15 protein-coding genes are annotated in these 15,829 nt (G+C 35.1%); 13 read left to right on the top strand and 2 right to left on the bottom strand.

Annotated elements, in window-relative coordinates; translation table 11 throughout:
- The first annotated feature begins 8 nt into the window (after positions 1 to 8).
- The 12 genes from ACEWK1_RS15935 to ACEWK1_RS15880 all read left to right on the top strand — a co-directional run bounded on the left by ACEWK1_RS15935 (position 9) and on the right by ACEWK1_RS15880 (position 13,097).
- Positions 9 to 1,013 carry an XdhC family protein gene (locus ACEWK1_RS15935; protein WP_212134132.1) on the top strand — a complete coding sequence of 335 codons (1,005 nt, stop codon included), beginning with the start codon at positions 9 to 11 and terminating at the stop codon, positions 1,011 to 1,013.
- Positions 1,006 to 1,629, top strand: a complete 624-nt coding sequence (locus ACEWK1_RS15930) for a nucleotidyltransferase family protein (RefSeq protein ID WP_212134130.1) — start codon at positions 1,006 to 1,008, stop codon at positions 1,627 to 1,629. Before ACEWK1_RS15935 ends, ACEWK1_RS15930 begins: the two co-directional genes overlap by 8 nt.
- A gap of 104 nt (positions 1,630 to 1,733) precedes the next feature.
- On the top strand, positions 1,734 to 2,606 hold the full coding sequence (locus ACEWK1_RS15925; RefSeq protein ID WP_212134128.1) for an FAD binding domain-containing protein: 873 nt from the start codon (positions 1,734 to 1,736) through the stop codon (positions 2,604 to 2,606).
- A gap of 5 nt (positions 2,607 to 2,611) precedes the next feature.
- Positions 2,612 to 4,879, top strand: a complete 2,268-nt coding sequence (gene pucD / locus ACEWK1_RS15920) for a xanthine dehydrogenase subunit D (protein WP_212134126.1) — start codon at positions 2,612 to 2,614, stop codon at positions 4,877 to 4,879.
- A gap of 14 nt (positions 4,880 to 4,893) precedes the next feature.
- The gene (locus tag ACEWK1_RS15915) at positions 4,894 to 5,385 is read left to right on the top strand and encodes a (2Fe-2S)-binding protein (RefSeq protein WP_121662395.1); all 492 of its coding nucleotides are present in this window, start codon (positions 4,894 to 4,896) and stop codon (positions 5,383 to 5,385) included.
- A 46-nt stretch (positions 5,386 to 5,431) separates the two neighbouring features.
- Positions 5,432 to 5,953, top strand: a complete 522-nt coding sequence (gene uraD, locus ACEWK1_RS15910) for a 2-oxo-4-hydroxy-4-carboxy-5-ureidoimidazoline decarboxylase (RefSeq protein ID WP_251406240.1) — start codon at positions 5,432 to 5,434, stop codon at positions 5,951 to 5,953.
- 175 nt (positions 5,954 to 6,128) lie between these two features.
- Complete coding sequence (locus ACEWK1_RS15905; protein ID WP_212134122.1) at positions 6,129 to 6,917, top strand: HAD family hydrolase; 789 nt, start codon at positions 6,129 to 6,131, stop codon at positions 6,915 to 6,917.
- Between the two features lie 168 nt (positions 6,918 to 7,085).
- A complete protein-coding gene (locus tag ACEWK1_RS15900) occupies positions 7,086 to 7,451 on the top strand; it encodes a hypothetical protein (protein ID WP_212134120.1) in 366 nt (121 codons plus the stop codon).
- Between the two features lie 144 nt (positions 7,452 to 7,595).
- Positions 7,596 to 9,824 carry a DEAD/DEAH box helicase gene (locus ACEWK1_RS15895; protein WP_212134118.1) on the top strand — a complete coding sequence of 743 codons (2,229 nt, stop codon included), beginning with the start codon at positions 7,596 to 7,598 and terminating at the stop codon, positions 9,822 to 9,824.
- Positions 9,825 to 9,902: 78 nt separating this feature from the next.
- Positions 9,903 to 10,592 (top strand): ZIP family metal transporter, encoded by a 690-nt coding sequence (locus ACEWK1_RS15890; protein ID WP_121662390.1) that lies wholly within the window; start codon positions 9,903 to 9,905, stop codon positions 10,590 to 10,592.
- Positions 10,593 to 10,688: 96 nt separating this feature from the next.
- A complete protein-coding gene (locus ACEWK1_RS15885; protein WP_121662389.1) occupies positions 10,689 to 11,009 on the top strand; it encodes an ArsR/SmtB family transcription factor in 321 nt (106 codons plus the stop codon).
- Between the two features lie 24 nt (positions 11,010 to 11,033).
- The gene (locus tag ACEWK1_RS15880) at positions 11,034 to 13,097 is read left to right on the top strand and encodes a heavy metal translocating P-type ATPase (protein WP_212134116.1); all 2,064 of its coding nucleotides are present in this window, start codon (positions 11,034 to 11,036) and stop codon (positions 13,095 to 13,097) included.
- Between the two features lie 582 nt (positions 13,098 to 13,679).
- Here the strand turns inward: ACEWK1_RS15880 and ACEWK1_RS15875 are convergent.
- The gene (locus ACEWK1_RS15875; protein ID WP_212134114.1) at positions 13,680 to 14,672 is read right to left on the bottom strand and encodes a hypothetical protein; all 993 of its coding nucleotides are present in this window, start codon (positions 14,670 to 14,672) and stop codon (positions 13,680 to 13,682) included.
- 260 nt (positions 14,673 to 14,932) lie between these two features.
- Here ACEWK1_RS15875 and ACEWK1_RS15870 point away from each other — a divergent pair, with 260 nt between their 5' ends.
- On the top strand, positions 14,933 to 15,187 hold the full coding sequence (locus tag ACEWK1_RS15870; protein ID WP_121662386.1) for a hypothetical protein: 255 nt from the start codon (positions 14,933 to 14,935) through the stop codon (positions 15,185 to 15,187).
- A gap of 47 nt (positions 15,188 to 15,234) precedes the next feature.
- Here the strand turns inward: ACEWK1_RS15870 and ACEWK1_RS15865 are convergent.
- Positions 15,235 to 15,829 (bottom strand): PolC-type DNA polymerase III (locus tag ACEWK1_RS15865; protein WP_416636464.1); only part of this gene is annotated, 595 nt, incomplete at its 5' end.

The following is a 15,829-nucleotide window of genomic DNA, read 5'->3' as shown; positions in this document are numbered from 1 at the left end:
GGAGCAGGATGGGAACCGACATTTATGAAATCCTCGACACCATTTCAGAATCCACACAGGAAATGGTATTAGCAACGATTGTTAATGTGGATGGCTCTTCGTATAAAAAGGCTGGATCCACTATGCTTTTTCATGAAGATGGAGTTCAAACGGGACTGTTAAGTGGAGGATGTTTAGAAGAAGACTTAAAAGAAAGATGTAAAGAGTATTTTCATCAGAAGGGCTCCACTTTGATAACGTATGACTTAACAGCAGAAGATGACTTGTCATGGGGACAGGGGGTTGGATGTAACGGGACAATAAAGGTATTAATTGAGTCAATAACCCCAGAATTGATGTCGCACTTAAAAAAGGTAAGAGAGCTTACTAATCATGGTATATCGGTCTCGTACATTAAACAACTATCTCTTGAAGGTGATGTTTACGGTTATCTTTTTTATACAGAAAATGCTGAGTATTTTGGACAATGGAAAGGAGATTTTCCCCAAAAAGAAAAATGGCAATCAGAAGCAATAAGGATGGAGAATGACTATCTCCTTTTTAAACAAGAAATTCAAGCGAGACCTAGACTATTTATCTATGGAGCAGGAGCTGATGCTAGACCTCTTGCACAACTTGCTCAACAATCAGGCTATGGAGTCATTGTTGCAGATTGGAGGCCAGCTTATTGTCACAAAGATTATTTTCCTTCAGCAACCGAAACCGTTGTACGATCTCCTGAAGAATTTCTATCTAGCTATACGTTTACAACCTCAGACTCAATTGTGTTAATGACACATCATTTTCAAAAAGATCTCGAGTTAGTGAAGTACTTACTAAAAAAACAACTATCATACTTAGGGATCTTAGGCTCAAAAGATCGAGCGCAAAGGTTGTTACAAGGAAAAAAGGTTCAAGATTGGGTTCATTCACCTGTTGGTTTATCAATAGGGGCTGAAGGACCACATGAAATTGCTGTTAGCATTGTTGCTGAATTAATCGAACAGAAAGCAAGGAGGTGTGTAAATGTATAACGAAAACATCGTGGGAATTTACTTGGCAGCAGGTCACAGCTCACGTATGGGTACTTGTAAACTATCATTGCCTTTAGCAGGTGACACTCTTGGAACAATGGCATTAAAGGAAATTGTTAAATCTAAGATTAATCATTTAGTAATTGTCACAAAAGACTTTCAACCAAACTGGCTTCGAACGATTGAGCCGCTTCTTACAAATTCTATTCATTGGGAGCATATTATCAGCTTGCAAGCACATCTCGGTCAATCTTATTCACTTCAAGCAGGTATTCAAAGAGCAAAGCAAGTAGGAGCTGATGCCGTTTTAGTTTTTTTAGCGGACCAACCGTTTATTACTTCACAATTGATAGATAAATTAATAAGTCGAACATCCAATGAACATGATTTTATCGCCTCGTTCGATGGAATTTCAATGAAACCACCAATCTTATTTCAAAAGAAGGGATTTGATTCTTTATTAAAAATTAAAGGTGATCAAGGGGCGAGAAGCCTTTTGAAAACGGGAATGTTAAATGGTTTAAAAATAAATACAGATTATCACCAATTAATAGATATTGATACACTAGAACAGTATGAGACTTATAAACAAATAGTAAGTCCCCAACTTGGCTAATCAAAGAATGTACTAGGTTTTAAATTAACCTCAAACTACTAACCTCCATTTTCTATTCTCATCTGTTTTGTTCACAAAAATTCTAAATGAAATTAGGTGATGTAATGCATGCCGAACAACAATCAACTATGCTGAAATCCGAGATCTTCGTCGAACATCCAATAACAATTGAGAATGCAATAAAATTGAAAGTGCTTTTTGAAGGCGAATATGTAGCAGGAGGTACGCTTCATCAAATCCAATGGGAATCAGGTGTTCCCCTTCCTTCAAGACTAATTAATCTTTCCTGTATTGAACAATTAAAAAAAGTTAGATATGAAAAGAATGATGAGAATATTTTAGCAATCGGTGCACTTACATCGATTGCAGAGTGTATCACGCATCCTGAGATAGTAGAACACTGTCCATTATTAACTGAAGCTTGTAGAAACATTGCTGCACCTGCTGTTCGGAATCGTGCAACAATAGGAGGAAATGTAGCAAGTGGAATTGGTGACGCAATTCCAGCCCTTCTTGTGTTAGATGCGAAAGTGAAAATAGCGCTTAAAGACCAAATATACGTGATTGATTTAGCAACCTGGTTAAAAGAAAAAGGATCATACCCCTTTTTGCTTCTTGACATTTTAATTCCTCTTCAAGCTAAGAAAACAAAAAGTTTTTATCGAAAGGTTGGAAGAAGAGAAGCCTTTACAGCTTCTTTAGTGACGGTTAGTTGTTGTTGGAGCAAGTGCGGTCATAATGAAAATTCATTTATTCGCATAGCTGTCGGGGGAGGAACACATTTTCCTATTAGACTACAAAAACTAGAAAAGCTATTGACCGGTAGTAGATCTCAAATAACAAGAGACATTATATACAATACAATTTTAGAAGAATTTCACTCATATTCGGATGCCTTTGTAACAGAGTCGTACCGGAAGAAGGTTACAGCAAACATTCTTACAGAAAAATTAGAAACGATCCTAAGGGAGGGATAAGAGGGATGAAGGAGTTAAATAAAAACGAGTACAAAAGTAAATGGAGAATCCGTCCTGATGGCCATGATAAAGTAACTGGCTCGCTAAAATATTTAACTGATTATTGCTTCCCAAACATGTTAATTGGGAAAGTGTTAAGAAGTTCGTTTCCTCATGCAAAAATTAACTCAATTAACACAACTGAAGCAGAACAACTTGAGGGGGTTGAAGCGATCATCACATATAAAGATGTTCCAGGGATGAATCGTTTTGGATTAATATTTCCTGATCAGCCTGTTTTGTGCGAAGACACTGTTCGCTACGTAGGTGACGCAGTTGCTGCAGTTGCAGCGATTAATGAGGAAATTGCTATGAAGGCACTTTCGCTCATTCTTGTTGAATATGAACCACTGGAGGTGATTGATTGCCCGGACAAAGCTTTAAGTTCACAAATGAAATTACATCCTGCTGGAAATGTTTTGCATCGTGCAGGGTACAAGAACAGTGAACATGTTTTAGATGAACTTAAAAAATGTCCTTACATTGTTGAGGAAACCTATGAAACTCCAAGACAAATGCATGCATATATGGAAACAGAGGGAGGAGTTGTTGTTCCAGAGAATGATGGTAAATTAACGGTTTATGCGGCAACACAACACGGTTTTAAAGACCGGATGCAGCTAGCTAGAATCTTATCTATACCTGAAAGTTCAATCCGAGTGATATCAAGTCCAATCGGTGGTTCATTCGGTGGGAAAGATGAGTTAAATATCCAACCATATGCGGCTTTGTTAGCTATTAAAACACAAAAACCAGTAAAGCTCCATAATAAGAGGACGGAATCAGTAAGAGCGGGTATTAAACGACATCCTATGAAGATAACCATGACAACAGGGGCGAACGAAGAAGGAAAATTAGTAGGACATATTGTTCGAATTGTTGCAGACACAGGGGCATATGCAACACTTGGACCAGCTGTTTTAGACTTCGCAGTTGAGCATTCAACGGGTCCTTATATCATTCCATATGTTGATATTGAAGGAGTCTCTGTGTTTACAAATAATGGAGTTTCAGGTGAATATCGTGGATTCGGAGGAAATCAAGTTACCTTTGCATTAGAGTCACAAATGGATAGACTAGCTGAGTTGTTACAAATTGATCCATTAGTATTTAGAGAACAAAATCTTAGAAATGCAGATGATCCCGGGCCGTTAGGACAACGAATAGTAAGGAATGATGGAGCTAGAAGTGTTTTAAATATGATTAAAAAATCTCCCATATTAACGCAGCCTTTAAAAACAGAGCCTCTAAATGTGAAAGGTAGAGGCGTGGCAATCACTATGCATGGCGGGGGTCTTGGCTTTGGTCGACCTGATCCTTCAGGTGCTCGCCTTTCTTTAACCAAGGATGGGAAAATTGAAATTGCTTTCGGATTTGAAGAATTTGGCCAAGGATTGTTGGCTTCAATCGAAATTATGATGATGGAAGCTTTAGGGTGTAGAAAAGAAGATTTAAAGATTGTAATAGGTGATACAGATCTCGTTCCTTCTTCAGGTTCCTCAACTGCATCTCGTTCAACAAATATGATTTGGAATGGCATTCAAAAGCTAAGAGATCCATTTTTAAATAAAATATTAGATGAGGCAGCCTCTTACACAGATACGACACGTGATCTCCTTTATTTAGGGGGAAAAGGAATTTGGCGGAAAGGAAAAATTGATCAACTTATTATCAGTTATTATGATTTAGCAAACTATTTATATGATAAACTTCCCGTTTTTCATACACAATTCCATTTTCCAACCACCCCAGATGCAGTTATAGGGGGACATTATTTATACTCCTTTGCCGCAGTTGTAGCAGAGGTGGAAATCGACCAGTTGACAGGGAGGGTAAAGGTAACAAAAATGGACCATTGTGTGGCTGCGGGGCCAGTAGTGAATCCACTAGGTTATTTAGGGCAGATTGAAGGCGGGGCAGTTATGGGGCTTGGTTTTACAATAAATGAAGATTCAGTGATGGAAAATAGTCGCTATCATACACAAAATCTTGATTCGTATCTCATTCCAACCATTAAAGATATTCCAAAAGAAATGAAGGTGTTTGTTGACGAGTCTTTAATGGAGGGAGATGTATTTGGTCCAAGAGGTGTTGGTGAAATTGGTACTGTTGCAATTGCACCTGCAGTAACTGCTGCTATTCATGATGCATGTGGCTTATGGGTGAAGAATCTCCCCGTTTCTCCCGAAGAAGTTTTGGATGCATTAACAATTAACACCTTTGTCGATAAGTAACAGGAGGTGCTTCTATGAAAGAGGCAAAAGTGGAAAATAAAATAGATCTTTCTTTTGAATTAAATGGTCAACCGTATCATTTAACCGTACCGCCAACTTATCGGTTAGTCGATATTATAAGAACAGATTTACAATTAACAGGCACTAAAATATCTTGTGAAATCGGAAGGTGCGGAGCATGCTCGGTATTACTAAATGGAAAAGTTGTAAATTCTTGCTTAGTCATGGCCTATCAGATACATCTTTCAACAATAGAAACAATTGAACATGTATCACATCAATCACTTCATCCTATTCAGCAGGCATTTCTTGAAGAAGGTGGACTTCAATGTGGATATTGTACTCCAGGAATGATCATAGCGCTAAAGGATTTATTAGAGCAAAATCAGCAGCCAACAGATGAGGAGGTTATTGAACATTTATCAGGCAACCTTTGTCGGTGTACTGGTTACACAGGAATCATTAGAGCTGTTCAACGATACAGAGAGGTGGTAAACAAAAAATAAGAAATTCAATAAGATAAAAATCTTTAATGGAGAGTGATATCTAGTGATGACAATTCATGATGCGAATGTGCTTACACGTGAGGAATTTGTTTCAACTTTTCGTTGGATTTTTGAGCATTCAATTGCCGAACAGGTATCCGAATTAAGACCTTTTCCCTCTTATCAATTTCTTCATCATGCAATGAAAAAACGTGTGAAAAAATATACAATCGAAGAAAGAGTTGCCCTACTTCAAACTCTTCCGGATTTTATTGAAACAATTCGAGGTCAAAACCCTTACAATTATGTAGGCAAGCAATCGGGATTTAGATCTTTAACACCTAGAGAATATAAAAAATTCATCGCTTATCATAATAAATATATAAAGAAATTCGGTTTTCCCTTTATCATCGCAATGCGTGGACACAATAAACAATCTGTTTATGAAGCATTAAAAAAGAGATTAAAAAACAATGAAAATGAAGAAATAGAAGCCGCAATTGAAGAAATATTCCGCATTTATTTTTATATTTTAAGGGAAAGTATTTCTAATGAAGATCGAGATGAAATAAAGAAACAATCTGTATAAATTAAATTGTAACTTTAAAAACTGCTCGCTAGTGAGTGGTTTTTTGCTGTTTTGAATATTTCAACAAAGGATTTTCTCAGGTGCTATTTACTTATTGGTCAATTATTTGTAAGCTATTGTTTGAATAGTAAGAGTTTTTAATTTAAAAATACATAGGTTTTAAGGGGGACAAACATTGATTAAAGCTATTTTCTTTGATTTAGATGATACGTTATTATGGGATCAAAAAAGTGTAAAGGAAGCATTTGTTGCGACATGTCAATTAGCCGAACAAAAATATGGAATCGATTCTGAAAAGCTTGAAGAAGCTGTTCGAAACGAAGCGAAAGAGCTTTATTCCTCATACGAAACATTTGATTTTACGCAAATGATTGGAATCAACCCGTTTGAAGGTCTTTGGGGTAACTTTTTAGACGATGAAGAAAATTTTCAAAAGATGAAAAACATCGTTCCTACATATCGAAAAGAAGCATGGACAAGAGGCTTAAAAGCTTGTGGAATTGATGATCCTGAATATGGAGCAACACTAGCTGAAGAATTCCCAGCACAAAGACGAAAAAAACCTTTTGTTTACGATGAATCTTTTCAAGTGTTGGACAAGTTAAAGGAATCTTACCGTCTTCTTTTGTTAACAAATGGTTCTCCAGACTTACAAAATACTAAATTAGAAATTACTCCAGAGCTTGTTCCTTACTTTGAGCAAATTATTATTTCCGGTGCTTTTGGAAGAGGAAAACCTGATCCAACTATTTTTGAGCATGCTTTAGAAAAAATGAATCTTTCAAAAGATGAGGCAATAATGGTAGGAGATAATCTTATGACAGATATTTTAGGTGCATCAAGAGTTGGAATGAAATCTGTTTGGATTAATCGTCATAACAAAGAACGTAACGAAGTACAACCAGACTTTGAAATCACTCATCTTGAAGAGCTGTACCCAATTTTAGATCAATTTAACAAGTAAGGGTATCTTTCATATTAGTAAGACAATGCCTGAAACTGTAAGCTATAGCAAGCTAGCTATAAAAAAATGATCAGATTCAAATCCGATTACTTGATAAAACCATCTAAAAGCATCTATATTTATATAAGTTAATAACATTGTCATTTACTTCTTAGAGGGGGAAGGGAGATGCTTTATCTCATAGCTGGTATTATTCTTATTGTGTTAACCGGAAGTTATTTAAAAAGGTCAATTTCTATTAAGAATGTACCTTGTGTAGATATAGATCATCATGATCAATCTAGTCAAGTTGTGGATGTAAGAGATTATAATAATTTGTCAACGATGAAGAACTTCGATTCAATTGTGATACCTATTGCATATTTAAGAAGATATTTTCATGAAATTCCTAATAAAAAAGTACATCTTGTTGCTGGAAGCCAACTTGAAAAGAACATGGGTGTTCGTTTTTTACAAAAAAATGGATTTCAAGTCACAGGTTACAGCTTAACTGAATGTACATGTACCAACCATTCTAAGGATATGTTGGTATAGATAAGATCTGCGTAAATGGGACCAATTTTGGTCCTTTTTTATTTCTAATTAGTATCCTTTAAAAGGAGTTCGCTTTTCAAACACCTTCATGGTATAGTTTGTTTCGGTGAAAACTGTTAGAAAAACAATAAGGAAGTTATAAACATGAAATCTACTAATTTTTATATAAAAACTTGGCAAAAGGCAATACGTGTGGAAATTATGCATCTAAAAAAATATGGAAGTACGAGGTACACACTAAAAGGTGGCCAACTGATGTCAAACGATGGATCATTTACTTATTATTTTGATACAACTGTTCCCATTCGTGTGCCAATGGGCTCTTCAATTAAAGTTGAATTTGGAAAAAGAATAGTAAACGGTAAAATTCTTTCATCAGAGGGAAAAAGTGTGATCTTATCCTTAGAGGAATCTCTTGGACATGAGCCTTCCGAGCTATTTTTGCTTCATGATCCATGGGAGTTGTTAGACCAACTACATGAAAGATTTGATGAAATAAAAGAAAGTAAGCGGAAGAAAGCACGTATTAAAAGATTGATGAATCCATCTAATGATCCAAAGCATCCTACAGAAAAAGTAAAATCATCTGTTCATGAACTTGTTTTACGAAGTAAATATAATCCTGTCACATTTGTTTGGGGTCCCCCTGGTACAGGTAAAACCTATACATTGAGCAGGGTAGCAGGAAATAAATATGTAAAAGGTGATCGAGTATTAGTTCTGTCTCAGAGTAATCAAGCAGTTGATGTGTTAATGATGGAAATATCCCGTTTTATAAATAAGAAAGGCCATTTTCGCGAAGGTGATTTGCTTCGTTATGGTTCGCAAACGTCGATTACATCAAACGATAACCTTACAACATTGGAGCTTATTCATAAAAGACACCCCGAATTAGCGAAACAAAGAAATGAATTGCATGAACAACGAAGGGGGATGAAGCAAACTCTTTCACAATCTTACAGTCAAAGAGATTCTGAACAATTGCTTGAAATTGAACGAAAGTTAGCAACAGTTTTAGAAAAAATAAGACAGAAGGAAATTGAACTTGTAAAGGATGCCGATCTTGTAGGAACAACATTATCAAAAGCTGCGAATGATCCGAGCATTTATGAAAAAAACTATGATCTTGTCATAATTGATGAAGCAAGTATGGCCTATATTCCGCAAATTGCTTTTGCTGCAACTCTCGGCCGAAGAGTGATCATTTGCGGAGATTTTAAGCAGCTTCCTCCAATTGCGGCTGCAAAACATGCTCTTGTTGATGAATGGTTAAGAAACGACATTTTTCATAAAGCAGGTGTAGTTGATTGGCTTGATGATCATTCAAGTAGTACTCTACATCCTCATCTTTTTCTTTTAAAAGAACAAAGAAGAATGCACCCGGATATTTCTTCATTCACAAATAAGTACATTTATCATGATCTTGTTGGAGATCACGAAAGTGTGAAATCTGCTAGAAATTCAATTGTAGAAAGAGAACCATTTTCAAATTGTTCGTCCATATTGTTAGACAGCAGTTATAGCGGAATGTACAGTATGCGTGAAAAAACATCAAATTCACGATATAACCTTTGGCATTTACTTTTATCCTTTCAAATAATACACGAGTCATTCTTAGCAGGAGCAAGGTCAATTGGATATGTTACACCTTATCGTGCTCAGGCAGCTTTAATGGACATGCTACTAAATGATGTATATTCAATAGAACGATTGGATTCGGACATTATTTCTGCAACAGTTCATAGATTTCAAGGAAGTGAAAGGGATGTTATGGTATTTGATACGGTCGATAGTTATCCGCAAGAACGACCTGGAATGCTTTTAATTGGCAAGGATAGTGAGCGACTTATTAATGTTGCCATGACAAGAACTAGAGGAAAGTTTGTTCATCTGGCTGATCAACAATTTCTTCAATCTAAGGTGTTCCGGGGAAAAACAATACGTCAGCTTGTTGATCATCAGGTAAGTAAAAATCAAAAAGTCGGACAACAGCAAATAGGGACATGGATTAAGAACCAACATGCAAATTTAACATGGGTTCATGCAAAAAAGCTGGAACTTATCATGAAAGATGTGAAAAAGGCCTATTCTTCAATAATTGTTGGACTACCTACTACCAAAGGGTTATCCGAGGAGTGGAAAGACATAATCAATAGCCGAAGCAGCAATGTCCGTTTAACTACAATATCCCCTGATAACATGAAAAGCATTAAAGCCCAATCAGTTTCATTTCCATTCATAATTATAGATAAAAAATATCTGTGGTTAGGTATGCCATATGAGATGAACAACCATATAAGGCCTCCATATGTTGGAGTACGTTTACATTCTGAAAGTGTTATTGATTACTTTCTTTCACAAATCATCTCTTAATTGCCCTTGTACTAAACAGGTAAAGCTGTTCATAACTTAAAGTAATTGCTTTATCTGTAATGTAATGGAGGGAATAGAGTGGATTTTTTGTTTTGCCTTTATGTGTTTTTATCATTGATAGCAGGTGGGGTTCTATCACTTATCATTAGTAAAATAGGAAATTGGAAGATCGACTACTTGTTCTCTCTTAGTGCCGGTATGATTGTGGGAATACTATGTCTTGAGTTTATTCCACATAGTTTTTCACATTATCAGCCTTTATCTATTATTTTGGGAATAGGTGTTGGTCTTCTATGTATGATAGTAATGGATCAGTATGTACATCATTCATCAAAAGATGAATCAAAATCAACGTTTTTTCTTCTGCTTATTGCCATTACATTACATAATGCACCTTCAGGGTTTGCTATGGGGAACCATGCGGACCACGAAGGACATCTTTATCATCTCATTATTTTACATCACTTACCGGAGGGGATGGCATTAATGATGCTAGCTATTGCATTAAAGCTTAAGCCTCATCTTATAGTCACTGCTTTTCTTTATCTTACATTTAGTCTTTATGGATTTGTCTTACTAGGAAATATTGTGACGATAAAAAATGACATGATTTTAGGGGCCTTATTAGGTGTTGCAATTAGTACAATGCTATACATTTCGATTGTTGAATTATTTCTAACATCAAGTAAGAAGGCAAATCGTTTTTATCATTTGCTTAGTTTATTAACCGGTATTTTCATATTGGAGGTATTTTTATTAATTGGTTAGGATTGACAAGAGTCAATCTTTTTTTTATTATTTAATTAGATAATATGAACATATATGCATATTTTGATATATACTAAAAAGTAAGAGGTGCTGATCATGGATGAATCAGGTAAAAAGGAACCACAAGATCAATTAGACGAAGAAACATTATTTATTGTTTCACAGACGTTTAAGGCATTAGGTGATCCAACCAGAATTAAAATATTACACTTACTCTCGCAAAGTGAACATTCAGTGAATGAAATTGCTGAAAAATTATCGTTACTTCAATCAACCGTTTCACATCAATTAAGATTTTTGAAAAATTTACGCTTGGTTAAGTATAGAAGGGAAGGGACAACATTATATTATTCGCCCGATGATAATCACGTAATGAATGTTCTGCAACAAACAATTAACCATGCACAGCATCATTAAGCATTTATTTTGGAGTTGAGCACAATGGAAGAATATAAAGTTAAAGGATTAACATGTGCAAACTGTACAAGAGAATTACAGGAAGAAATAAATAAATTACCATCAGGACATACAGCATCTTTAAGCTATAACACAGGTAAGCTTAAACTAGAAAGTAATGTTGATATTGAAAAAGTAAAAAAGATTTTATCTTCAGATGGGGCATATATAGAAGCTGACGAACACGAGCATGATCATGAGCATCATCACCCTACAGGGGTTAATTGGATTTTACTTTTATCCCTATCAGCTGGTTTCTATCTTGCAGGTTTTCTAACAGATTTCTTTTTTAATGAATATATTGCAATCGGACTTTTTCTAGCAGCAACCGTTTTAAGTGGATACCAAACCTTTATAAAGGGATTGAAAAATCTATTTAAATTAAAATTTAATATCGAAACGTTAATGACAATTGCCTTAATTGGTGCATTAGGTATTGGAGAATGGAAAGAAGGAGCTTTAGTTGCAATTCTTTTTGGTTTAAATGAATACCTAGAAGGCTTGGGGATGCAAAAAGCTAGAAATTCAATGGAAAAACTGCTAGCGATAGCTCCAAAGGAAGCAACTGTACTTGAAAATGGTCAAGAAAAAATAGTCGAAATTTCATCTTTAAAGGCAAATCAAATTGTTTTAGTTCGTTCTGGTGAAAAAATTCCTTCGGATGGTTTAGTGTTAGAAGGAAAAAGCTCTGTAAACGAAGCAGCTATCACAGGAGAGAGCATGCCAGTTGAAAAAGATAAAGATGAGCCGGTTTATGGAGGAAGCATTAACAATGAAGGTGTACTAAAAATAAAAATTACTAAAGCATATGAAGAATCGTCATTAGCAAAAATTCTCCATTTAGTAGAGGAAGCGCAAGAAACAAAGACACCAACAGAATTGTTTATAAATAAGTTCGCAAAATATTATACGCCCTTGATCATGATTATTTCTGCAGTTGTGATGCTAATTCCACCATTGTTATTCAACGGTAGCTGGGGAGATTGGTTTTATCAGGGATTAGCGGTATTAATTGTAGGTTGTCCATGTGCCTTAGTTTTATCTTCACCGATCGCCATTGTGTCTGGTATTACCAAAAATGCTCGCAATGGAATACTTGTAAAAGGCGGAGTATTTTTAGAGCAGTTAGGTAAAATTCATACGATTGCCTTTGATAAAACAGGCACCCTAACAAAGGGGCAGCCATTTGTAGAGGATTTTGTAGAATATGATCCGAAGTTTTTACAAATTGCAGCTTCCATTGAAAAAAGCTCATCACATCCGATTGCAAAAGCAGTGATGAGAAAGGCTGAAGGACTATCTTTGATTGAACCAGAGGAAATAACAACAGTTTCGGGAAGTGGAATTGTTGCAAAAATAGATGGAGAGACTTACTTCCTTGGTAACGAAGCACATATGAAAAATGTGCATATAGAGGAAGGTGTAAAAGCACAAATTAAACAATATAAACAATCAGGCATGACATTAGTAATATTAGCTAGTACTGAAAAAGTACTTGGCATCATGGGGATCGCAGATGAAATAAGAGAAGAGAGTGCGGATGTTATTAGGGCTTTACATGCAGCAGGAATCCAAAAGACAGTCATGTTAACTGGTGACCATGAAAGCACAGCAGAGAAAGTAGCATCAAAGGTAGGTTTAACTTCATATTTCGCTGGCTTGCTACCAGATGAGAAAGTTGAAAAAGTAAAAGAGCTCTCTAAAGGGACTAAGGTTGCAATGATTGGTGATGGAATAAACGATGCACCAGCACTTGCAACAGCAGACTTAGGAATTGCCATGGGGAAAGGGACTGATAGTGCAATTGAAACAGCTGATATTGTATTAATGCAGGATCACCTTGGGAAATTACCATCCGCAATAAAGTCAGCAAAGAAAGTGAATTCCATTATTAAGCTTAATATTACACTTGCACTTGGATTGAAGCTAATTGCCTTATTGTTGACGATCCCAGGCTTGCTAACATTATGGATTGCAATCCTTTCAGATATGGGAGCAACGATACTTGTCACTTTAATTAGTTTAACTGTTTTGTATGAAAGAAAATAGGGAACGGGATTGTGAATGTATGTAGAGGGTTTCGTTAGCTAGTATGAAATTAAAAGTATTATCTGAGGTGACCATCAAATTAGCACTGTTTTGATGGTCATTTTTGTTTTATCACTGTAAAATGATATGCAAATGGATAAAAATTACAATTAAGAACATTTTTAATGTTGTTTTTTACATTTATTGGATTAAACGAATGGTTTTAAACTTTCAATCTAAGCAAAAGCATACACATTTGTCGTTTTCGAATGCAATTTGTACCATTCTAACTATAAAACCATACGCAAATGGATAAAAATCACAATTAACACCACTTTCAATGTCATTTTTACCAGTTGTTGGATTAAACGAATGGTTTTAAACTTTCAATCTAAGCAAAAGCATACACATATGCCGTTTTCGAATGCAATTTGTACACTTTCATTATAAAACGATACACATATGGTTTTCACATACAAATAATGGTCCAGTTCGTCAATACTGGACCATTATTATAATTGGATTAGAAAACACTTTTTATTAATGTAATTAGCCATACATATAGTGTGTTAGGATAACAGTATCCCATTCCTCTTTTATCTTTTAAAAGTTCAATGTTGTCTCCTTTGTCTCAAATCCAATCGAAGTTGTTAAATCCACAACATCAATTGATATAATGGCAGATTCAAAATCTGAAAAGCGCCCGAGACCGACATCATCTAAAGAAAATTCGATCTCATTGTCATCATTATCTGTAATCTTATAGAGCTCTACCGTTTGTAGTTCGCTAGATGGACTAAAAAGTTCTATATTTAATCTATAAGCAATGTTCGTCTTTTCGGAGACAGAAAAGCTTATTTTGTCATCTTCAATATTTGTGAAAAATGGTGTTTGGATAAGGCGCTCTTTATCAATAGCAACTCCGCTTTTTTCTTCTAAATAAGCTAGAAGTTCTTTATTTTCTAACACGTTTGGAAGTTGCTGATTTTCATGCTGTGTTCGGAGGTAAAAGGCTTCATTACTATAAACATCTTTTGGATTAACATAATTTGTTGCACCATATAAAAGTACATAATCATCTGCAATAATTTCTTGCGGATAGAAAGAATGATTTTTCTCTTCATAGTTCCAAAACGCATCCCAACGCAGCTGAGCAATGTTTATGCCTCTTAACTTTCGCCACTTAGAAAAAGGGAGGTGGTGGGAGGGAAAATAATAATAAGCAAAATGATGGCCATATTCGTGTGACAATGTTTCTCGATAATCATCAGGTTCACGATACTTGTCACCTTGATAAAGTACAATTGTCTTTGATATTGGATGGTAGCTGCCCTTTGTATCTCCTGAGGAATGATTTCCTGCCACAACCCTAATTTCTTGAAGCATATTTATTTCTTCTCCATACTTGTTTTGTTTAAGTTCCTTATATAAATCTATTAATTTATGCTCGTCCCATTCATGGGAATAACTAACAAATTGAATACCTTCTGGAGACAGAAAGGATGAATAGGCCCCAACCGTACTGCCTGAAGTAAAACTAACAAGAATAGGCAATGATAATAGTAATATAATAAAAAAAACTATAAATTTTTTCAAAATCATCACATCCTCCATCACATTTTAACATGAATATTCTCTTTGGTAATTGGTATCATTTGCTTATATCCTTGAGAAAAGGGGAGTGGTGGTATGATAATAAATGGCAAAGATTTTGAGATTTTACTATAGTCATAATATGACAAGAAAAAATAATAATAATTTTTAAAAAATAGTTTTCAAACGAGAAGTTTTGGTGTATTATATAAATAATCAGAAAATACAGAAAACAAAGAAAATAAAAAGGTGAGGTGCTTTAAATGAATTTTTACAACATTCCTTTAGAAAAACGTCTAGAAACAAATCCTTTCGTCCACTACTTACAGGAGGGGGATTTACAATTTTACTCTGAAAATGAAATTCTTTTGAAGCATTTACACGAACTACCACAAGATTTTATGGAAATGACATTATTTGATATTGATGGATACGGATGTGTCTACAAATTCTCACATATTACTAATTATCAAGCAGGAGAAATAACGTCACAAGCTGCTATTTTCAAAAAAATATAAACAACAAAAAGGTGTGGCAATTTGCCACACCTTTTTCAATGCTCTTTTTAAGAGTAACCCTCATTAACTGTATCGTTTTCTTCGATTTTATCTAATAATTGTTTTGGGTTTCTTATAACGGAATGATCATAATGCTGTAGAAGTTTGATAAAAACATTAGCGGTCATAACAGCGTCATTTAAAGCATGATGTCGTTCGCGCTCTGATATATTAAAACGCTCTATGAGATTATCTAAATAATTTCTTTCTTCTGTAAATAAGTCATTTGCGATCAAATGGGAGTCAAGAAAATCCACTGAGAAATCCGGAAAATTCCATTGATTAAGAACTGTTTTCATAAACTCTATATCGAATGTAGCAGGGTGGGCAACCAAAATACTTCCTTTGCAATAGTCAAGAAATTTACTTATGCCAACAGGAAATGATTCGGCTTTTGTTAAGATCTCTCCCGATAATCCTGTTAGTTCTTCAACTGTTTTCGGAATTTTATTAATTGGTTTCATAATCGTATAAAATGCCTCATCATATAATATTTCAAAGTTTTTTACTTTAATTGCCCCGATTGAAATAATTTCATCCCCCATGTTTGGAAAAAATCCAGTTGTTTCAAGATCAAAAATTGTAAACGTACAGGAGCTTAAA

Origin of the sequence: Metabacillus sp. YM-086 (genome assembly GCF_048059995.1) — a bacterium.
In the GTDB taxonomy this organism is placed as follows: domain Bacteria; phylum Bacillota; class Bacilli; order Bacillales; family Bacillaceae; genus Metabacillus; species Metabacillus litoralis_B.
Note: the sequence above shows the minus strand (reverse complement) of the source record. Positions and strands in the feature narration are given on the sequence as shown.